22 protein-coding genes are annotated in these 19,435 nt (G+C 71.8%); 11 read left to right on the forward strand and 11 right to left on the reverse strand.

What is annotated here, in order from left to right; genetic code table 11:
• The first annotated feature begins 85 nt into the window (after window positions 1-85).
• The 6 genes from ACYSUO_RS38995 (at window position 86) to ACYSUO_RS39020 (ending at window position 5,651) form a co-directional block, all read left to right on the forward strand.
• Complete coding sequence (locus ACYSUO_RS38995) at window positions 86-712, forward strand: TetR/AcrR family transcriptional regulator (RefSeq protein ID WP_461780942.1); 627 nt, start codon at window positions 86-88, stop codon at window positions 710-712.
• A gap of 79 nt (window positions 713-791) precedes the next feature.
• On the forward strand, window positions 792-1,778 hold the full coding sequence (locus ACYSUO_RS39000; RefSeq protein WP_461780943.1) for a DEDDh family exonuclease: 987 nt from the start codon (window positions 792-794) through the stop codon (window positions 1,776-1,778).
• Between the two features lie 128 nt (window positions 1,779-1,906).
• Window positions 1,907-2,140, forward strand: coding sequence for a hypothetical protein (locus tag ACYSUO_RS39005; RefSeq protein WP_461780944.1), 234 nt, complete (start codon window positions 1,907-1,909; stop codon window positions 2,138-2,140).
• A gap of 77 nt (window positions 2,141-2,217) precedes the next feature.
• Window positions 2,218-3,012 carry an SURF1 family cytochrome oxidase biogenesis protein gene (locus ACYSUO_RS39010; RefSeq protein ID WP_461780945.1) on the forward strand — a complete coding sequence of 265 codons (795 nt, stop codon included), beginning with the start codon at window positions 2,218-2,220 and terminating at the stop codon, window positions 3,010-3,012.
• 85 nt (window positions 3,013-3,097) lie between these two features.
• On the forward strand, window positions 3,098-4,891 hold the full coding sequence (locus tag ACYSUO_RS39015) for a glycoside hydrolase family 15 protein (protein ID WP_461780946.1): 1,794 nt from the start codon (window positions 3,098-3,100) through the stop codon (window positions 4,889-4,891).
• A gap of 4 nt (window positions 4,892-4,895) precedes the next feature.
• Window positions 4,896-5,651, forward strand: a complete 756-nt coding sequence (locus tag ACYSUO_RS39020) for an SDR family oxidoreductase (RefSeq protein WP_461780947.1) — start codon at window positions 4,896-4,898, stop codon at window positions 5,649-5,651.
• Between the two features lie 83 nt (window positions 5,652-5,734).
• Here ACYSUO_RS39020 and amaP read toward each other — a convergent pair whose 3' ends face one another.
• Genes amaP through ACYSUO_RS39045 form a run of 5 tightly spaced genes read right to left on the reverse strand, consistent with a single transcriptional unit; the run spans window position 5,735 to window position 8,016 of the window.
• The gene (gene amaP / locus ACYSUO_RS39025; protein WP_461780948.1) at window positions 5,735-6,313 is read right to left on the reverse strand and encodes an alkaline shock response membrane anchor protein AmaP; all 579 of its coding nucleotides are present in this window, start codon (window positions 6,311-6,313) and stop codon (window positions 5,735-5,737) included.
• A 5-nt stretch (window positions 6,314-6,318) separates the two neighbouring features.
• Window positions 6,319-6,972 carry a DUF6286 domain-containing protein gene (locus ACYSUO_RS39030; protein ID WP_461780949.1) on the reverse strand — a complete coding sequence of 218 codons (654 nt, stop codon included), beginning with the start codon at window positions 6,970-6,972 and terminating at the stop codon, window positions 6,319-6,321.
• On the reverse strand, window positions 6,969-7,313 hold the full coding sequence (locus tag ACYSUO_RS39035; protein WP_461780950.1) for an Asp23/Gls24 family envelope stress response protein: 345 nt from the start codon (window positions 7,311-7,313) through the stop codon (window positions 6,969-6,971). Before ACYSUO_RS39035 ends, ACYSUO_RS39030 begins: the two co-directional genes overlap by 4 nt.
• Window positions 7,314-7,316: 3 nt before the next feature.
• Window positions 7,317-7,502: a hypothetical protein gene (locus ACYSUO_RS39040; protein ID WP_266721070.1), complete on the reverse strand. Its 186-nt coding sequence runs from the start codon at window positions 7,500-7,502 to the stop codon at window positions 7,317-7,319.
• 43 nt (window positions 7,503-7,545) lie between these two features.
• Window positions 7,546-8,016 (reverse strand): Asp23/Gls24 family envelope stress response protein, encoded by a 471-nt coding sequence (locus ACYSUO_RS39045; protein WP_461780951.1) that lies wholly within the window; start codon window positions 8,014-8,016, stop codon window positions 7,546-7,548.
• A 107-nt stretch (window positions 8,017-8,123) separates the two neighbouring features.
• Between ACYSUO_RS39045 and ACYSUO_RS39050 the strand changes: the two genes are divergently transcribed.
• Window positions 8,124-8,864: a nucleopolyhedrovirus P10 family protein gene (locus ACYSUO_RS39050; protein WP_461780952.1), complete on the forward strand. Its 741-nt coding sequence runs from the start codon at window positions 8,124-8,126 to the stop codon at window positions 8,862-8,864.
• A 128-nt stretch (window positions 8,865-8,992) separates the two neighbouring features.
• On the opposite strand, the gene ACYSUO_RS39055 is transcribed toward ACYSUO_RS39050, so the two are convergent.
• The 3 genes from ACYSUO_RS39055 to ACYSUO_RS39065 all read right to left on the reverse strand — a co-directional run bounded on the left by ACYSUO_RS39055 (window position 8,993) and on the right by ACYSUO_RS39065 (window position 12,126).
• A complete protein-coding gene (locus tag ACYSUO_RS39055; RefSeq protein ID WP_461780953.1) occupies window positions 8,993-9,784 on the reverse strand; it encodes an enoyl-CoA hydratase/isomerase family protein in 792 nt (263 codons plus the stop codon).
• A 137-nt stretch (window positions 9,785-9,921) separates the two neighbouring features.
• Complete coding sequence (locus ACYSUO_RS39060; RefSeq protein ID WP_426904397.1) at window positions 9,922-10,146, reverse strand: helix-turn-helix domain-containing protein; 225 nt, start codon at window positions 10,144-10,146, stop codon at window positions 9,922-9,924.
• Between the two features lie 381 nt (window positions 10,147-10,527).
• Window positions 10,528-12,126 carry an ABC-F family ATP-binding cassette domain-containing protein gene (locus tag ACYSUO_RS39065; RefSeq protein WP_461780954.1) on the reverse strand — a complete coding sequence of 533 codons (1,599 nt, stop codon included), beginning with the start codon at window positions 12,124-12,126 and terminating at the stop codon, window positions 10,528-10,530.
• A gap of 222 nt (window positions 12,127-12,348) precedes the next feature.
• On the opposite strand from ACYSUO_RS39065, the gene ypfJ reads away from it, so the two are divergent.
• Window positions 12,349-13,236 (forward strand): KPN_02809 family neutral zinc metallopeptidase, encoded by an 888-nt coding sequence (gene ypfJ, locus ACYSUO_RS39070; RefSeq protein WP_461780963.1) that lies wholly within the window; start codon window positions 12,349-12,351, stop codon window positions 13,234-13,236.
• A gap of 18 nt (window positions 13,237-13,254) precedes the next feature.
• On the opposite strand, the gene ACYSUO_RS39075 is transcribed toward ypfJ, so the two are convergent.
• The 3 genes from ACYSUO_RS39075 to ACYSUO_RS39085 form a co-directional block, all read right to left on the reverse strand.
• Entirely contained in the window at window positions 13,255-14,646 is a 1,392-nt protein-coding gene (locus tag ACYSUO_RS39075; RefSeq protein ID WP_461780955.1) for a hypothetical protein, read from the reverse strand.
• 102 nt (window positions 14,647-14,748) lie between these two features.
• Window positions 14,749-15,876, reverse strand: a complete 1,128-nt coding sequence (locus ACYSUO_RS39080) for an alpha/beta hydrolase (RefSeq protein ID WP_461780956.1) — start codon at window positions 15,874-15,876, stop codon at window positions 14,749-14,751.
• 76 nt (window positions 15,877-15,952) lie between these two features.
• Complete coding sequence (locus tag ACYSUO_RS39085; RefSeq protein ID WP_461780957.1) at window positions 15,953-16,612, reverse strand: class II aldolase/adducin family protein; 660 nt, start codon at window positions 16,610-16,612, stop codon at window positions 15,953-15,955.
• Window positions 16,613-16,812: 200 nt separating this feature from the next.
• Between ACYSUO_RS39085 and ACYSUO_RS39090 the strand changes: the two genes are divergently transcribed.
• The 3 genes from ACYSUO_RS39090 (at window position 16,813) to ACYSUO_RS39100 (ending at window position 19,285) form a co-directional block, all read left to right on the forward strand.
• Window positions 16,813-17,562, forward strand: a complete 750-nt coding sequence (locus tag ACYSUO_RS39090; RefSeq protein ID WP_461780958.1) for a lysozyme — start codon at window positions 16,813-16,815, stop codon at window positions 17,560-17,562.
• Between the two features lie 205 nt (window positions 17,563-17,767).
• Window positions 17,768-19,042, forward strand: coding sequence for an inorganic phosphate transporter (locus tag ACYSUO_RS39095; RefSeq protein WP_461780959.1), 1,275 nt, complete (start codon window positions 17,768-17,770; stop codon window positions 19,040-19,042).
• Window positions 19,043-19,063: 21 nt separating this feature from the next.
• Window positions 19,064-19,285 (forward strand): hypothetical protein, encoded by a 222-nt coding sequence (locus tag ACYSUO_RS39100; RefSeq protein ID WP_422406556.1) that lies wholly within the window; start codon window positions 19,064-19,066, stop codon window positions 19,283-19,285.
• Window positions 19,286-19,435 lie beyond the last annotated feature (150 nt).

A 19,435-nucleotide genomic window follows, 5' to 3' on the forward strand; every position in this document is an offset into this window, starting at 1 on the left:
GTTACACCGGCGGCGATGAAGGGTAAAGAGACATGCACCGGCCGGTCGATGACATGGAGACCGCGGGAGACGGGGAGGGCGAGGCATGACGGCACGCGCGCCGCTCACCCGCGAAGAGGTCGTCGCGGTGGCCGCCGATCTCGTCAAGCAGCACGGCCCGCAGGCGCTCACCATGCGCAAGCTCGCGGCCGAACTGGGCACGGCCGTCACGTCGATCTACTGGCACGTCGGCAACCGCGAGTCCCTGCTCGACGCTCTCGTGGAGCGGACCGTCGCCGACCTCGGCGGCTTCCGACCCCGCGGGGCCACGCCACAGGACCGCGTCCTCTCCGTCGCGCGCACGCTGCGCCGCCGGCTGCGCGCCCACCCGCATCTGATCGCGATGGTCCATGAACGGGGCCTCACCGAGCGGATGTTCCTGCCCGCACAGCAGGCGCTTGTCCACGAGGTGCACGCCGCAGGGCTGCGCGGGACGCCCGCCGCGGAGGCCGTGCGCGCGGTCCTCTTCCAGGTCGTCGGCCACGTCCTCGTCGAGCGGAACCGGGAGCGCGCCCCGGCGCAGCACCCGCGCGAGGAGGAACTCTGGGGCGCGGGCACGGCGGAGGAGGACCGGGTGCTGGCCCGCGCGCTCGCCGCGCCCGCCGACCCGGAGCGGATCTTCACAACTTCGGTACGCGCCCTGGTGAAGTCGCTCCTGGAGCCGCCCACTTGAGCCTCGACGTGATCCGCGACACGGCTCGCGGGGCAGGCGGCGACCGGAGTGTCAGTCACGGCCCGTATCCTCTGGGACCATGCTCGAAGACCATCCGACCGCAGCGTCCGCAGCCTCCTGGCCGGCCGCGTATCCGCAGGGATACGCGGTCGTCGACGTGGAGACCACCGGCCTGTCCCGGGACGACCGGATCATCTCCGCCGCCGTCTACCGCCTGGACGCGCGGGGCGATGTCGAGGACCACTGGTACACGCTGGTCAACCCGCAGCGCGACCCGGGACCCGTGTGGATCCACGGCCTGACGACGGACGTGCTGACGTCCGCCCCGCTGTTCTCGGACATCGCCGAAGAGTTCGCCGCACGCCTCGCGGACCGCGTCCTGGTCGCGCACAACGCGGTCTTCGACTGGTCGATGATCGCCCGCGAGTACGCGCGCGCGGAGCGCACCGCCCCGGTCCGCCAGCGCCTGTGCACCATCGCGCTCTCCAAGGAGCTGGGCCTGCCGCTGCCCAACCACAAGCTGGAGTCCCTCGCGGCGCACTTCGGCGTCGTACAGGAGCAAGCGCACAACGCGCTGGACGACGCGCGCGTGCTCGCGGAGGCGTTCCGCCCGAGCCTGCGCACGGCCGCGGCGGACAATGTGCGGCTGCCGCTGCTCGAATGCCGTCCGCTCACCGAGTGGTCGGAGGGTTCGGTGCCGCGTCAGCCCGGGTCCTCCTCCTACCGGGGAGGCGGCGGGGGCACGTGGCGCGCCTCGCGCAAGCGCCCGGCCTGCCCGTACCCGAACCCGGGTCGCTACGAGCCGGGCAGGCCGCTCAAGCAGGGCATGCGGGTGGCGTTCTCTGGGGACACATCGGTCGACCGTGAGCTCCTGGAGGACCGGGCCGTAGATGCGGGCCTCCATGTGGCGACGAGCCTGTCCCGGCTCACCAGCCTCCTGGTGACCAATGACCCGGACTCGTACACGTCGAAGGTCGTGAAGGCGAAGCAGTTCGGGACGCCGGTCATGGACGAGGCGGCGTTCGGGCAGCTGTTGCAGGACGTGGCGCCGGCGGACGGCGCGTAGACCGCACACGTAGGCCACACGCGTGGGCCAGTCGCGTAGGCCACCGGTCCGGGCAGACGGGTGAACGCGGGGCGACTCGCCCCCGCACCGCTCGCCCGGCGCCGCTTCGGGCACCCACCCTGTGGCGCATGGCACGTTGTGAAGTCTGCGGAAACGACTACGGCATGTCCTTCGAGGTCCATGCCCAGGGAGCGGTCCACGTCTTCGACTGCTTCAGCTGCGCCATTCACCGCATGGCGCCGATCTGCGAGCACTGCCGGTGCCGCATCATCGGGCAGGGCGTCGAGGTCGAGGGGCACTGGTTCTGCGGGGCGCACTGCTCCCGCGCGGAGGGGAAGGTGGGCATCGTCGACAACGTCTGAACCCTTCGGCACACGCCCGCCACAATCGGGCGCACCCCACTGAAAGCACCCCATGCCCGCCGCTGTACGGTCATGGGGTGTACCGCTTCCTGTTGACCCGGCAGTGGGTGATCCTCACCCTGGTCGCCCTCGTCCTCATCCCCACGATGATCCGGCTGGGCATCTGGCAGATGGACCGCTACCACGAGCGCGATGCCAGGAATCAGCTGGTCACGGACGCGCTCAACGCGAAGCCCGTACCCGTGGAGGACCTGGCGTCCCCCGGCCACGTCGTCAACAGCCACGAGCGGTACCGCTCGGTGACCGCGAAGGGCCGCTTCGACACCGACGACGAGGTCGTGGTGCGGCGCCGCGTCAACTCCAACGAAGAGGTCGGCTACCACGTCCTGACCCCGTTCGTCCTGAAGGACGGCAAGGTCGTGCTGGTCAACCGCGGCTGGATCCCGGCGAACGGGGCGCAGACCTCCTTCCCGAAGGTCCCCGCCCCGCCGCGCGGCGAGACCACCGTCACCGGCCGTCTGATGCCCAACGAGACGACCGAGGCCAGCGGCATCAAGGACATCAAGGACCTGCCCGACCGGCAGGTCATGCTGATCAACAGCAAGCAGGAGGCCGAGCGCCTCGGCGAAACGGTGCTCGGCGGCTACGTCGCCCAGACCGCGCCCGAATCGAAGAGCGGAACCCCCGAGCTGGTCGGAGCCCCCGGCAAGGAGGACTCCGCGCTGAACTACGCGTACGCCATCCAGTGGTGGCTGTTCGCCGCCGCGGTGCCCGTGGGCTGGGTGGTGCTGGTGCGGCGCGAGCTGCGGGAACGGCGTCGCAAGGAAGAGGCGGCCACCTCCGAGGCGGAGACGCCGGCCGCCGTCGCCTGACCGAGTGCCTCGCGGGCCCCACCCGAAAAGTGGCCCACCCGAAATGTGATGCAACCCCGGGCCGATGACGGGGAACCCATGGCGTGTGCGCCCACATATCGAGGATTACGCCCTCATCGGTGACCACCAGACCGCCGCGCTCGTCGGCAGGGACGGGTCGATCGACTGGCTGTGCCTGCCCCACTTCGACTCCCCCGCCTGTTTCGCCGCGCTGCTCGGCAGCGAGGAGAACGGCCACTGGCGGCTCGCGCCCAAAGGGGCCGAACACTGCACCACGCGCGCGTACCGCCCCGGTTCCCTCGTGCTCGACACCGAGTGGGAGACGCCGGACGGCAGCGTCCGCGTCACCGACTTCATGCCGCAGCGCGACGAGGCCCCGGACGTCGTCCGCATCGTCGAGGGCCTCAGCGGACGCGTCACCCTGCGCGGCACGCTGCGCCTGCGCTTCGACTACGGCTCCGTCGTGCCGTGGATGCGCCGCTGCGACGGGCACCGGGTCGCCGTCGCGGGCCCGGACTCGGCATGGCTGCGCAGCGAACCGGACGTCCACACGTGGGGCGAGGACTTCGGCACCCACTCGGAGTTCACGGTCGAGGCCGGCGAGACCGTCGCCTTCGTCCTGACCTGGCATCCCTCGCACGAGCAGCGCCCGCAGCTGATCGACCCGCACGAGTCGCTGCGGCACAGCCTGGAGGACTGGCAGGCATGGGCGGACCGCTGCCGCTACGAAGGCCCGCATCGGGAGGCCGTGCTCCGCTCCCTCCTCACGCTGAAGGCCCTCATCTTCGCGCCGACCGGCGGCATCGTGGCCGCCCCCACCTCCTCGCTGCCCGAGGAGATCGGCGGCGTACGGAACTGGGACTACCGGTACTGCTGGCTGCGCGATTCGACCCTGACGCTCGGCGCGCTGCTCTCGGCCGGGTATCTCGACGAGGCCGAGGCCTGGCGCAACTGGCTGCTGCGGGCCGCCGCGGGCGACCCGGCCGACCTGCAGATCATGTACGGACTCGCGGGTGAGCGGCGCCTTCCCGAGCAGGAGCTCGACTGGCTGAGCGGCTACCACGACTCCCGCCCCGTGCGCGCGGGCAACGACGCCGCGCACCAGCTCCAGCTGGACGTGTACGGCGAGGTCGTCGACTCCCTCGCGCTCGCCCGCCGCGAGGGCCTTCAGGCCGGCTCGCACGCCTGGCGGCTGCAGTTGGCGCTGCTCGACTTCCTGGAGGAGGCGTGGCGCGAGCCCGACGAGGGGCTGTGGGAGGTGCGCGGGCCGCGACGGCACTTCGTGCACTCGAAGGTGATGGTGTGGGTCGCCGCCGACCGCACCGTGCGCGCCATGGAGGACGACCCGCGGCTGCCCGGCGACATCGACCGGCTGCGCAAGCTGCGCGACGCCGTCCACCGTGAGGTGTGCGAGCGCGGCTACGACGCGGAGCGCGGCACGTTCACCCAGTCCTACGGCTCGTCCGAACTGGACGCCGCGCTGCTGCTCATCCCGCGCGTGGGCTTTCTGCCACCGGACGACCCGCGCGTGCTCGGCACGGTCGACGCGGTCCGCGACGAGCTGTCGTACGACGGTCTCGTGCGCCGCTACAGCGCGGACGAGGCCGTCGTCGACGGGCTGCCGGGCCAGGAGGGCGCCTTCCTCGTCTGCTCGTTCTGGCTCGCGGACGCGCTGCACATGACGGGGCGCACGAAGGAGGCGCGCGAGCTGTTCGAACGGCTCGTGGCGCTCCGCAACGACGTGGGGCTGCTCGCCGAGGAGTACGACCCCGTGGCCGGCCGGCAGCTCGGCAATTTTCCGCAGGCGTTCAGCCATATCGGCCTCGTGGGCACGGCGCTGACCCTGTTCGGCACGGCCGACGAGGGAGAGGGAGGATAGGGCCATGGATCTTGGACTGAAGAACCGTGTGTACGTAGTCACCGGCGCGACGCGGGGCCTCGGCAACGCGGCCGCGCGCGAGCTGGTCGCCGACGGCGCCAAGGTCGTCATCAGCGGACGCGACGACCAGAAGGCCAAGGAGGCGGCGGCCGAACTCGGGCCGAACGCCTACGGCGTCGCCGCCGACAACGCCGACCCGGACGTCGCCGAGCGGCTCATCGCGGCGGCCCGCGAGCAGTTCGGCGGCTTCGACGGGATTCTGGTGAGCGTCGGCGGGCCCGCGCCCGGCTTCGTCGCCGACAACACGGACGAGCAGTGGACGGCCGCGTTCGAGTCCGTGTTCCTCGGGGCGGTGCGGCTCGCGCGGGCGGCCGCGGCGCAGCTGGACGAGGGCGGGGTCATCGGATTCGTGCTGTCCGGCTCCGTACATGAGCCGATCCCTGGGCTGACCATCTCGAACGGGCTGCGTCCCGGGCTGGCCGGTTTCGCCAAGTCCCTCGCGGACGAGCTGGGACCGCGGGGCATTCGGGTCGTGGGGCTGCTGCCCGCGCGTATCGACACGGACCGGGTGCGCGAGCTGGACGGTCTCGCGGCGGATCCGGAGGCGGCGCGGACGGCGCAGGAGTCCCGTATCCCGCTGCGGCGGTACGGGACTCCGGCGGAGTTCGGGCGGGCCGCGGCGTTCTTCCTTTCGCCCGCCGCGTCGTACCTCACCGGTGTGATGCTGCCGGTGGACGGCGGCTTCCGGCACGGGTTCTGACATCTGAAAGAAGAAATCGAGCCCGTCCGGCGTCGATCGCCGGACGGGCTCGAACTGTGCTCGTGCTCACATGCTGAGCGGGCTCAACTCACCCGTTCCGCACGGTGCTTGACCGCCCGCAGGCGGACCTCCGTCGGGAGTTCCTCCAGGCCCGCCGACTCCCTCGCCTGCCTCAGGGAGTCCTGGCTCAGCAGCCTCAGCGCCTCGCCGGGAACCGCGTGCGGCTCAAGGGTGAGGTTCGCGCGGGCCTGCGGAGCGGAGCGGCGGCCGGTCAGCCGCACACCGGCCCGGTCGACCCCGTCCAGGGACTCCGCGCCGCTCGCGAGGACGTTCTCCAGGGCCCGGCCCCGCAGCAGCGCGCCCTCGCCGTCGCCGCTGTCGACCAGCACCTCGGCGAGCCTGCGGCGCCGCAGCTGGGCCACCAGCCACCACAGGGCGAGCAGCACGACGACGGCGAGCACGGCGATCACCGTCGGCCAGAACCAGCCCTCGTCGTGCCAGCGCGCCCGGTCGGCATCGCTGACCAGCACGTCGTCGGGGCCGTCGTGGATCCACCACGACGGCGGCTTCACCCCGAGCCCGACGGCGAGCACCGAGCCGCCGCCGACCACGAGGACGAGCCCGAGCACCCCGAGCACGATCCGGTTGACGGTTCTGAGCACGCCGCTCACCCTTTCTTCCCCGGCCGCGCGACACGCACGGAGAGGCCGGGGGCCCTGCCGAGCCCGAGCTGCTTGATCCCGTCGCCGAGTGTGGCGTCCAAGTCGGCCCGTACGTCGTCGAGTTCACGGAAGTGCGAGAGCGCCCGCACATCCACCTTGCGGCGCTTCACACGGACCCGTGCGGACTGCACGCCGGCCACCTCCATGGCCCGGTCGCGCAGCACCATCGCGGCGGCGTCGCGGTGCAGCACCGCGCGGACCTCCGGATGGGTGTGGCGCATCGGCAGCAGGGCACGCAGTCCCGGCGTCACCGCGAGCACGATCAGCCACAGGCCGAGCGCGGCCGCGACGCCCGCGCCGATGAGGACGGCGGTGTCGTCGAGGGGCCGCGTGGAGAGCTCGTCGGCGAGCGTCTTCCGCCACTGCATGGACGCGTGTCCCGCCCGCACGGCGGCCACGTCGTAGAGCAGCAGCCCCGCGGCGGCCAGGATCACCAGGGCCACGAGCGCCGCGGGGACGCGCCGCCCCGACCAGAAGCGGCTCGCCTTCTGTTCGCTCTCCAGCGTGGGGTGCGGCTCGTACGACGCGGCGGACGCCGACTGGTCGAGCTCGCTCTCCTCCCGCTCGACCACCGGAATCGGCCGGGTGGGTTCGCTCATCGGATCCTCCCCCGGTCCGTTCCACGGGTGTGCGCCGAGTGCAACCGCTCGACCTGGACGGCCACCTCGGGCACTTCCATTCCCGCCAACTCCCTTACCCGCTCGGACACTTGACGACGCACGGCACCGCACTGGCGGCCGATGTCCGTCGGGTACTCCAGCTCAAGGCTGATCCGGACCCGCGCGCTGTCCTGCCGCACGGTGACCGTGGCTCCCGGCGCCGCCCCGTCCTCGGGGATCCGGTCGAGTGCCTCTCGTGCCGCGTGCGCGGCGATCTTCGCGACGACCCGGTCGGCGATCCGGGTCGCGCCGCGCTCGGCCGGCGCGACCTGTGCCGCCATCGGTCACCCCCGCCGATCGCCGCGCGAACGGAAGAACTCGCCGACTTCCAGGTCCCCTTCCAGGAACCGGCCCGCGACGAAACCGATGGCGCCGAGCGCCGCCACCAGCAGGAAGGCCCCGAAGCCGCCGAAGTAACCGGCGAATCCGAGGGCCATGCCGGCGATCATGCCGACCACGGCCAGATTCATCGTGCGCTCCTCCTAGGGAAGCCCGTAGCTACGCCCACAGATCTCATTGGAGCCGTGACTCCGGCTCTTCGTCCTCCTCGTCCGGCAGCTTCACGTCGCTGACGGCGATGTTGACCTCGACGACCTCGAGCCCGGTCATCCGCTCGACGGCCGTGATCACGTTTTCCCGCACGCCGCGCGCGGTGTCCGCGATCGACACGCCGTACTCGACGACGATCTCCAGGTCGAGCGCCGTCTGCACCTCGCCGACCTCGGCCTTCACGCCGCGCGACACGGACTTGGTACCGCCGGGCACCCGGTCGCGCACCGCGCCGAACGTGCGGGAGATGCCGCTGCCCATGGCGTGGACGCCGTCGACGTCGCGCGCCGCGAGGCCCGCGATCTTCTCGACGACACCGTCGGCGATGGTGGTCCGTCCCCTGCTGGCGGGGTCGCCACTGCCCCGCTTGGTCACATTGGTCCTGGCTGCGGTCGAACCGGGCGTCTCGCCCGGCTTCTGCGCGGTGTCACTCATCGGGCCGTCCCCTCGGTGAGGTGGGATCTCGGTGGGGTGCTGCTTTCTTTTGCCCACATTAAGTGCGCTTGCGCGAAGGCGCGCCCGGTATGGGGCAGCCTGGGGCAATGACGGCTGATCGATGGACACAGGCAGTGCGTACGCAGCTGGGGCTCGGCAGGCTGTTGCCGCTCGGCGGGCCCGGTGACGGTGCGTGGATCACGGAACCGGCAGCAACACAGGCGCTGCGCCGTGCGGTTCAAGGGGTGCGCGGCGTACGTCTCGGCGCGCTGCGCCTCGGTCTCGCCGACCCCGACGCGGCGGAGGAGCCCTCGGTGCCGGCCCCGCCGAGCGCGCTGCCGCCGGGGCCGTTGCGGCTCACGGCGGACTGTGCGGCGACGGCCGAGGAACCGCTGCCGGTTGCCGCCGATCGGCTGAGGGAGGCGCTCGCGGGGGCGGCGGAGCGGGTCGGCCTGGTGGTGGCGGAGGTCGACCTCCAGGTCACGGCGCTGCTCGATGAGGCCGATCAGGTGGTGGAAGCGGGGGCCGGTTCCACGGATGAGCCGGAGCCGGCGCCCGGTCCGAAGTCGGGCGGTGGCTCCGGGGACGCCGAACGGGTGGCGGAGGCGGTGCTCGGGGTGCCGGGGGTGACGCGGTTGACCGGGGCGCTCGGTGGTCTGGGGCGGGCGGTCCACATCGAGGAGCAGCCCGGTGAGGCGTCCCTCCCCCGTCGCCATGTACGTGTGGAGCTGGCGGTGGCGGCGGACACTCGCGCCATCGAGGTGACCGGGGCCGTCCGGGTGGCCGTGGCCAGGGCGATCCCGAACAATCCGACTGTTGCGGTGCTGGTCACGGAGCTCACGACGTAGATCGCCCCCGCCGCCCCTTCCCGTCCCGTCCCTGGGGGCTGCGCCCCCAGACCCCCCTGTCCTCAAACGCCGGACGGGCTGAAAGATGCCGGGCGGGCTGAAAGGCGCCGGGCGGGCTGGAGTGGCTCTCAGTCGCCGAGGCCCGCCAGGTCGCGGAGGCGGCGGCCTTGCGCCGCTCGTTCCGCGGTGCGCTGCTCGTCGAGGGTGCGGTCGGTGACGCCCTGGAGCAGTGCCTTCGTCTCGATCACGGCGTCGCGGGGCGCGGCGACGAGGGCCGCGACCAGGTCCTGGGTCGCGCCCGCGAGTTCGCCCGCGGGGACGGACACGTTGGCCAGGCCGCTGCTGACGGCCTCGTCGGCGTGGACGTAGCGGCCGGTGACGCAGATTTCGAGGGCGCGCGCGTAGCCGACCAGCGAGACGAGCGGATGCGTGCCCGTCAGGTCCGGCACCAGGCCGAGGCTGGTCTCGCGCATGGCGAACTGCACGTCGTCGGCGACGACGCGCAGATCGCAGGAGAGGGCGAGCTGGAACCCGGCCCCGATGGCATGCCCCTGCACCGCGGCGACGGACAGGATGTCGCTGCGCCGCAGCCAGGTGAACGCGTCCTGGTACTCGGCGATCGTCGCGTCGAGGACGTCGTCGTCGCCGCGTGCCAGGTCGATGAAGGACGGCTCACCGTCGAAGCCCTCGGGCGTGAAGGCCTGACGGTCGAGGCCCGCGGAGAAGGACTTGCCCTCGGCGCGCACCACGACGACCCGCACGGACCCCGGCAGAGCACGCCCGGCCTCGCCCAACGCCCGCCACAGAGCGGGACTCTGGACGTTGCGCTTGTCCGGGTTGGTCAGGCTGACCGTGGCGATCGCATCGTCGACGGTGAGCCGGACGCCGTCCTTGTCGAGCAGCGGTGCGGGCAGGTTCATCTGGACCTCCGGGTCTGCGCAGCCGTACGGCACGTAGTCGTACGGGACGTAAGTGACTGCACAGTAACCACCCGGCCGGACAGCGGACCGACCGGGTGGTCAGTTGGAGCCTTTGAACCCAACGAGCCCTGCGAGGGTCAGGCCGACGCGGCCTTGTTCTTGCCTCGCGTGGCCCCGCCGCGACCCCGCAGCGTGACCCCGGATTCGCTCAGCATCCGGTGCACAAAGCCATACGAGCGACCGGTTTCCTCGGCCAATGCCCGAATACTCGCACCGGAGTCGTACTTCTTCTTCAGGTCTGCCGCGAGCTTGTCGCGCGCGGCGCCGGTTACCCGGCTGCCCTTCTTCAGAGTCTCGGCCACCCGTGCCTCCTCGTGGGAAGTGCGCTCTGGATTTCCCATGATCACCCCTTGCGGGCTTCCTGGCCACCCATTCGGCAAGGTCCATGGACCCTCAATTACGGGTGCGACGGGGATCCACACGAGTGGAATCGGGAATTCCGGCGGGTTTTCGCGGCCCCGAAAAACGCCTGCCCGACAGAACTGGCAGGTCAAACACGGCCCGGACGCCGCAAGGGCGCCATGCACGACGCGACCCCAATTTCCGTGCACGACACACCTGGGTACGAGGAGATCTCACCCAGATGAAGGATCACGGATCGGCCGAATGATCCAGACGGAGTGGATCATTCAATGGATCAACCGGTGCCCACCGAGTGGATCACCCGGTGAGCACCGAGTTGATCATGCGAGGGCCACGAGATCCGCGTACGTCTGGCCCCACAGGTCCTCGATTCCGTCCGGAAGCAGAATGATCCGCTCCGGCTGGAGGGCCTCGACGGCGCCCTCGTCGTGCGTGACGAGGACGACGGCGCCCTTGTAGGTGCGCAGCGCGCCGAGGATCTCCTCGCGGCTGGCCGGGTCGAGGTTGTTCGTGGGCTCGTCGAGGAGCAGCACGTTCGCGGACGACACGACGAGCGTGGCGAGCGCGAGACGGGTCTTCTCGCCGCCGGACAGGACCCCGGCCGGCTTGTCGACGTCGTCGCCGGAGAAGAGGAACGAGCCGAGCGTCTTGCGGACCTGGATCAGGTCGAGGTCGGGGGCCGCGGAGCGCATGTTCTCCAGGACCGTGCGCTCCGGGTCAAGGGTCTCGTGCTCCTGCGCGTAGTAGCCGAGCTTGAGGCCGTGGCCCTCGATGACCTGTCCCGTGTCGGGCTTCTCCGCGCCGCCGAGGAGCTTGAGCAGGGTCGTCTTGCCCGCGCCGTTGAGGCCGAGGATGACGACGCGCGAGCCCTTGTCGATGGCCAGGTCGACGTCCGTGAAGATCTCCAGGGAGCCGTACGACTTCGACAGGCCCTCGGCCATGAGCGGCGTCTTGCCGCACGGCGAGGGCTCGGGGAAGCGCAGCTTGGCGACCTTGTCGGACTGGCGGACCTCTTCGAGACCGGCGAGGAGCTTGTCGGCGCGCTTGGCCATGTTCTGCGCGGCGACGGTCTTGGTCGCCTTGGCGCGCATCTTGTCGGCCTGCGCGTTCAGCGTCGCGGCCTTCTTCTCGGCGTTCTGCCGCTCGCGCTTGCGGCGCTTCTCGTCGGCCTCGCGCTGCTGCTGGTAGAGCTTCCAGCCCATGTTGTAGACGTCGATCTGGGAGCGGTTGGCGTCCAGGTAGAAGACCTTGTTGACGACCGTCTCGACCAGTTCGACGTCGTGGGAGATCACGATGAAGCCGCCGCTGTACGTCTTGAGGTAGTCGCGCAGCCAGATGATCGAGTCCGCGTCCAGGTGGTTCGTGGGCTCGTCGAGGAGGAGCGTGTCCGCGTCCGAGAAGAGGATGCGGGCCAGCTCGATACGGCGCCGCTGACCGCCGGAGAGCGTGTGCAGGGGCTGGCCGAGCACGCGGTCCGGGAGGTTCAGGGCGGCGGCGATGGTGGCGGCCTCGGCCTCGGCGGCGTATCCGCCCTTGGTGAGGAACTCCGTCTCCTGGCGCTCGTACTGGCGCAGGGCCTTGGCCTGCGTGGCGCCCGAGCCGTTCGCGATGCGCTGCTCGTTCTCGCGCATCTTGCGGATCAGGACGTCGAGGCCGCGGGCCGAGAGGATGCGGTCGCGGGCCAGCACGTCGAGGTCGCCGGTGCGCGGGTCCTGCGGGAGGTAGCCGACCTCGCCGGAGCGCGAGATGGTGCCGCCGGCCGGCATGCCCTCGCCGGCCAGGCACTTCGTGAGGGTCGTCTTGCCCGCTCCGTTGCGGCCGACCAGGCCGATGCGGTCGCCCTTGGCGACACGGAACGTGGCGTTCTCGATGAGGATGCGGGCGCCGGCGCGCAGTTCGATACCGGATGCGGTGATCAAGGGAGGTACTCCAGGACAGGATTAACGGCTGGTTGACAGGGCGGGGGCCAATCAGCGCCGCTAATGCACCCAGAGAAGGAACGTCATACGAACCAGTTTACCGGTGACGTGCAAGCTCTTTTCCCAGGTGTGCGCGTCCCCCGTTCGGCCCTCGGATCAGGACCCGCTGACCAGGGGCGTAACAGGATGAGGGGGTCGATGACCGGCGAGAAGGCGGTGCGCATGCAGTTCGACGACGACGCGCGTCTGGACACATCGGAGGTCCAGGACGTGCGCGGCAGCCGGCTTCCGGGCGGGAGGGCCACCATGGGCGGCGGCCTCGTGGGGGTGATCGCGCTCGTCCTCGGGCTGCTCTTCGGCACCGACCAGTTCGGGCTCTCGGACGGGACCACCGGCGCCCCGGCCGTGCAGATGTCCAGCGAGGCGCAGGTCCAGGAGCAGTGCCGTACCGGCTCGGACGCGAACAGCAGGCAGGACTGCCGGACGGTCGCCGTGGTCAACAGCGTGCAGGACTTCTGGGGCTCGGAGTTCGGGCGCAGGAGCGCCACGTACACGCCCGCGTCGACGGTGTTCTTCACCAACCAGGTCGCCACCGCGTGCGGCTCGGCGACCTCGGAGGTCGGGCCCTTCTACTGCCCCGGCGACCGGCGCGTCTATCTCGACCTCGGCTTCTTCGACGAGCTGCGCACGAAGTTCGGTTCGAGCGGCGGGCCCTTCGCGCAGGCGTACGTCGTGGCGCACGAGTACGGGCACCACGTGCAGAACCTGATGGGCACGCTGACGCGCGCCCAGGACGGGCGCACGGGCGAGAACAGCAACGCGGTGAAGGTCGAGCTGCAGGCCGACTGCTACGGCGGCGTCTGGGCGAAGCACGCGACGACCACGCCCACCGAGTCCACCGGCAGGCCGCTGATCACGAGCCTCACCGACGCGGACATCCGCGACGGCCTGGACGCCGCCGCGGCGGTCGGCGACGACCGGATCCAGGAGCGGTACCAGGGCCGGGTGACGCCCGAGACGTGGACGCACGGCTCCGCGCAGCAGCGCCAGCAGTGGTTCTACCGGGGCTTCGAGAGCGGCGACATGGCCCAGTGCGACACCTTCCGGTGAGACCGGGCCGCTGACGTCCTACGCGCCGCCGGTGTGCACCTGGAAGGCCGCCCTGCGGACCGCCTTCGCGAGGGCCGGGTCGGGGTGCGCGGCGGCGAGCGCGACGAGCACCTGCACCGTGCGCGGGTGCCCGACGGCGCGCACCTCCTCGATCAGCGCGGGCACCGTGGGCTGCACCGCGGCCTCCAAGTGCCGTACGAGGAGCGGGGCTTCGCCGTGGTCGGCGACGGCGGCGGCGGTGTCCACCCACAGCCAGGTCGCTTCCTCGCGGCTGAGCACCGTGTGCACGTCCTCGGGGTCGGCGCCCTCGTACTCGGCGAGCCACAGCAGGACGTACGGCCGCAGGTGCGGGTCGTCGACGGCGCGGCGGACCTCGGGCTCGGCGGGGGCGCCGACGACGCGCAGCGCCTCGAAGGCGAGGCCGCGCAGCAGGGCGTCCTCGCCGCGGGCGGCGTCGAGGAGGTCGGTGACGGCGGTGCCGATGTCGCGGGCGGCGAGCCAGGCCCGGTACTCGTCGCGCGCCGCCTTCGGGCGCAGCCGCGCGCAGCCGCGCAGCATGTCCTCGGCGGACACCTCGATGTTGCCCGCCGGGGACTGGGCGGCGACGCAGATCTGCTCCAGCTTGACCCACACCGCCCAGCTGCCCAGCGGGGTGAGGGTCGCGTGGTCGTCGTCGTACGTGAGCGCGCCGACGGCGGCGAGGCCGCGCAGGGACCAGTCGAGCAGCGGGCGGAGCGGGGTGTCCTGCGGGGGCGTCGGTTCCGGCTGGGGCCCGTAGGGGATCTCGCAGCGTTCCGTGCGCAGTTCCGTGACGCGCTGGTCGAGCAGGTCCAGGAGCTGGGCCGCGGCGACCCGGTCCGCCATCAGCTGGAGGAAGCTCAGCAGCTGCGGCATCGCCTCGACGACCTCGGCCACGGCGGCCGGGTCGACCTCCTCGGGCGCGGGGTGGACCAGCGACCAGGCGTCGAACAGGGCGACCCAGCCGCGCAGCACGGCGGTGTCGTCGCGGTCCCAGGCGCGCAGCCGCCAGCCGGGCCGGGCGCTGGCTCCGTGCACCTCGACGAGTCCGGCGAGGCGGGCGGTGTCCCAGTCCGCGCGGACCTGATCGACCGTCAGCCCGAGCTCGTCCGCGGCGCGCAGGGCGGTCGCGTCGGAGAGGGTGCCCTTGCCGTCGCGGGCGGCCATGTTGTTGCCGGGGCCGATCCTGGTGTCGGCCCAGCGGGCCACGCGGACGGCCGCGGCGAGGTCGCGACGGGCTGCGCGGGCGAGCTCCGCGGGCGGTGGGGTGCCCTCCGGTGGGCGGGGTGCGGGACGGCGTGCGGCGACCGGCCGCGGGGTCGGGGCGGCCAGGGGCTGGCGGCGCGGGCTGACGAGTCGGAGCCGGGAGTCGCGCGGGGTACGGGACGTCACGAAGGGCAGTCTCTCGGTTGACCCTGCCAATTCCCAAACGGGCGCCCTGTGGAGCCGCCGTCGAGCCGCCCGCGGAGCCGCTGTGGAGCCACCGTGGAGCCGCTACATCAACGGCGTCAGGAACCTTCTCAACGCCTCCTCGTAGCCCTTCGCGTCCGCGTTCCACATCGCGTTGTGCGGGGCCTCGTCCACCTCGTGGAGGGTGACCAGGTCCGGCCGGCGGTCCGCCAGGCGGCGGGAGAGCGCCCACGGGGACACCTCGTCACCGGGGCCGTGGATCAGGAGCGTGGGGACCTTGAGGGCGCGCGGGTCCGCGGCCTCCGCCAGGCGGTCGCCGCTCAGGCCCGTGCGGCCCTGCGCGGCGCGGACCGCGAGCGGGAGCAGCGGGCCCGGGGTGCGGCGGGCGCGGGCCAGGGCGCGCAGCGTCGCCTCCCAGCTGAGCACCGGCGAGTCCAGGACGAGGCCCTTGACGCGGTCGCGCAGCGCGGAGTGGGCCGCCGCGTGCAGGGCCATCGCGGCGCCCGTCGACCAGCCGAGCACGATGACGTCCCGCGCGCCGTAGCGCACGGCGTAGCGGATCGCCGCGTCCAGGTCGCGCCACTCCGTCTCGCCGAGGTGGCCGAGGCGGTCCGGGGAGCGGGGCGCGCCGAGGTCGCCGCGGTAGGCGAGGTCGAGCACCGGGAACTGGTGGCGGTGCAGGAACTCCATGAGGTTCATGGGGTGTTCGCGGGTGGTGCCGAGGCCGTGCACGGTGATCACCCACGTGTCCCGGGTGCCGGGCACGAACCAGGCGGGCAGCGCGCCGAGTTCGCCGGGCACGTCGACGTCGGCGTGGTCCAGGCCGAGGGCGGCCTTGGGGTCGCCGATGTGCACCGGGGGCGTGAGCCAGGCCTTGGCGCCGGGCTCCAGGGTGCCGTGGGTGACCCGCTCCAGGCGGCGTACGACGGTGTCGGCGGAGGTCGTGGCCGATTCGACGACCGGACCGACCACCGCGTGGTAGCCGTCACCCTGCAACCCGTACGTACCGGGGCGCAGCGAGGCCAGGTCGCGGGTCAGGGTGACCTGGCCCGCGGCGGTGGCGTGCACGGTGAGTCGTGGCTCGGTGGGCAGCGGGCGGCCTGCGGGCGCCTTGAGCGCTGCGTCGCTGGCCAGACGGCCCGCGGCGATCGCGGCGGCCGAGGCCCCTAGGACGGCGGTGACGGCAGCGGCCGTCGCTTTGGCGGTGCGCACCCGTCCAGTGTCCTGGCCCGCGCCCGCCCCGGCCAGTGGGGCGACGGGTACGAGTGACGCGAACGGCGCGGACCGGTCAGCGCGCGCCCTGCTGCCCGTACCCGCTCAGCCGCTCCCCCACCTCGCGCAGCTGCTCCTCGGTCAGCAGCGACGGGGTCAGGCCGGGGACGGAGTGGGCGGTGAGCCACAGGCGGCACATCCACTCCAGTTGGGCGGTGCGGTCGTACGCAGCGGCGAGGGTGTCTCCGTATGTGAGGGCGCCGTGGTTCTGGAGCAGGCAACCCGTGCGCCCGGCGAGCGCGCGCAGCATGTTCTCGGCCAACTCCTGTGTTCCGTACGTGGCGTAGGGGGCGACGCGGACGGGGCCGCCCAGCGCCGCCGTCATGTAGTGCACGGGCGGGAGCTCGGCCACGAGCGTGGAGACCGCGGTGGCGTGCACGGCGTGGGTGTGCACGACGGCGCGGGCATCGGTGTGCCGATAGACCGCGAGATGCATGGGGAGCTCGCTGGTCGGCTTCAGGGTGCCGGCCCGCCGCTCACCGTCGAGGCCGAAGGCGACGAGATCGTCCGGGCCGAGATCCTCGTACGGGACGCCGGTCGGGGTGACGAGGACCGTGTCACCCACGCGTACCGAGACGTTGCCCGAGGTCCCGACGACCAGGCCGTCGGTCACCGTCCGACGGGCCGTCAGCACCAGTTCCTGCCAGGCCTCGTCGCGTTCCTGAAGCTGTGTCATGGCGCGCATCCTGCCAGCCGTCCGGCGCGGCAGCCGGAGCGGACGAGCGCGGAGCCCGGTCCTCCGGAATCCCCCATATGGGCATTGATCACCTTTCTATGTTGCTTGGCCGACCTTGACCGGGTAATTGATGATCTCTCGCTACTCTCTGGGAGTTCCCTGGGGATTTGTCATGCACGTCATCACCTTCGGGGGTAACCATGGCCCGCAGCCGCACAGCGTCCCCGCGTCGCCGCCGCGCCGCCGCGCTCACGTCCGTCGCCGCCCTGACCATCGGCGCCACCCTGCTCGCGGAGCTGCCGGCCCAGGGCGCGGACAAGCCGCGCGGGCACGACGTCTCCTCGCACCAGAAGAACGTGAACTGGCAGAAGGCAAAGAGCAAGGGCGCCCGGTTCGTCTACGTCAAGGCGACCGAGTCGACGAACTACCGCAACCCGCACTTCTCCCAGCAGTACAACGGCGCCCGCGACGCGGGCATCGTCCGCGGCGCCTACCACTTCGCGCTGCCGCAGAAGTCCTCCGGCAAGGCGCAGGCCTCGTACTTCGTACGCAACGGCGGGGCCTGGCGGCGCGACGGCTGGACACTGCCGCCCGCGCTCGACATCGAGTACAACCCGTACGGCAAGGGCAAGCGCCCCTGCTACGGGATGCGGAAGTCGGCACTGGTGTCCTGGATCGGCTCCTTCAGCAACGAGATCGTCCGCAGCACCGGGCGCCGTCCGGTCATCTACACCAACGCGCGATGGTGGAAGCAGTGCACCGGCAACAGCGGGGCCTTCGCCGCCAACCACGCGTTGTGGCTCGCCCGGTACGACGAGCGCGCCGGCACACTACCGGCGGGCTGGAACTACTGGACGTTCTGGCAGTACGCCGACAGCGGCCGGCTGCCGGGTGATCAGAATCTCTTCAACGGCTCGATGGCCCAGCTCAAGCAGTTCGCGAGGGGGTAGTCGAAAGGCCTGGCCAAAGGTCCCCGGAGCCCGCGGTTCCGGGGCCGTGGCGGCCTCGAACCGGAACGGGCGGCGCCGCCTCGCGACAAGCCGGGCAAGACCCCTCCGGATCGGGTCACCGGGGCGCCCGGCCCAGTTCATCTTCCGTTCACCCGGGCTCTTTACGTTCCAAAGAACCACTGACGTCCAACCGAAGCCTGGGTAAATGGAACACATCACGCTGCTCCTAGCGATCGTGATCGTTACCGCGCTGGTCTTTGATTTCACCAACGGTTTCCACGACACCGCCAACGCGATGGCGACGACCATCTCGACAGGCGCTCTCAAGCCGAAGACGGCGGTGGCCATGTCCGCCGTGCTGAACCTCGTCGGAGCGTTCCTCTCCGTCGAAGTCGCGAAGACGATCTCCGGCGGCATCATCAATGAGGACGGCCTCAAGACAGAGGTCATCTTCGCGGCGCTGGTAGGCGCCATCCTCTGGAATCTGCTGACCTGGCTGCTCGGCCTGCCGTCCAGCTCCTCGCACGCCCTGTTCGGTGGCCTCATCGGCGCCGCGGTCATGTCGATGGGCTGGTCCTCGGTCAACGGCGGCACCGTCGTCACGAAGGTGCTGCTGCCCGCGATCGCCGCGCCGCTCGTCGCCGGCATCGCCTCGATGCTGGCCACCCGCCTCACGTACCGCATCAGCAAGAAGACGGACCAGAAGGCGACCGCCAAGGGCTACCGCGCCGGGCAGATCGCCTCCGCCGGTCTCGTCTCCCTCGCGCACGGCACGAACGACGCGCAGAAGACGATGGGCATCATCACCCTCGCCCTGATCACCGGCGGTGTCCTCGGGCACGACGCCGACCCGCCGCTGTGGGTCATCGTCTCGGCCGGTCTGGCCATCGCGCTCGGCACCTACCTGGGCGGCTGGCGCATCATCCGCACCATGGGCAAGGGCCTCACCGAGCTCGCCCCGCAGCAGGGCTTCGCGGCGCAGACCAGCGCGGCGACCGCGATCCTCGCCTCCTCGCACCTGGGCTTCTCCCTCTCCACCACGCAGGTCTGCTCCGGCGGTGTGATGGGTGCGGGCCTCGGCCGCAAGGGCGGCGTCGTCCACTGGTCCACCGCCACCCGGATGTTCGTGGCGTGGGGTCTGACCCTGCCGGCCGCGGGCCTGGTGGGCGCGGGCGCCGAGTTCCTGACCAAGCAGGGCCCGTGGGGCATCGGCCTCACCGCCGCGCTGCTCGTAACCGGCTCGGCGGTCATCTGGAAGCTGTCGCGCCGCAACTCCATCGACCACACGAACGTCACGGCGGACGAGCCGCACACCGCCCCCGCGCAGGAGGCCCCGGGTGTCGTGACGACCGCGATCGCCTCGGTCTCCCCGCCGCCGGTGGGCACGGTCGAGACGGTCGGCTCGGAGGCGAAAATACCCACCCAGCCGAAGGCCGGTGCGGTGAGCGACCCCGCGCGCCCCGCCGGCGTCACGCTGTAGCGCAGAGGAAGCAGGACAGGAATGAAGATCGACTGGGCGGCCCTCGGCTCCGTCTTCGGCGTCTCTCTCGTCGTCACCGTGGCCCTCGTCGGCCTGTTCACCCTCGGCATCGTGGGCCTCTCCAAGCGGGAGTCGGCGGCGCGTGAGGGTGGCTCGGCGGCGGTCGCGACGTCCGGGGCGTACGCCTGCTTCGCACTGTGCGCGGCGGCCGTGGCCTACGGGATCTATCTGATCGTGGCCTGACACGCAGTCATACGTGAGCGGGGTGGGGGGGGGGGGGCCGGCCCCCCCCCCCCCCCGCCGCCCCCCCCCCCCCGCGGCGGCCCCCCCCCCCCCCCCGGGGGGGCCCCCCCCCCCCACCCCCCCCCTGAACTCAAACGGGGGGCAAACGGG

Source organism: Streptomyces sp. UC4497, assembly GCF_054871485.1.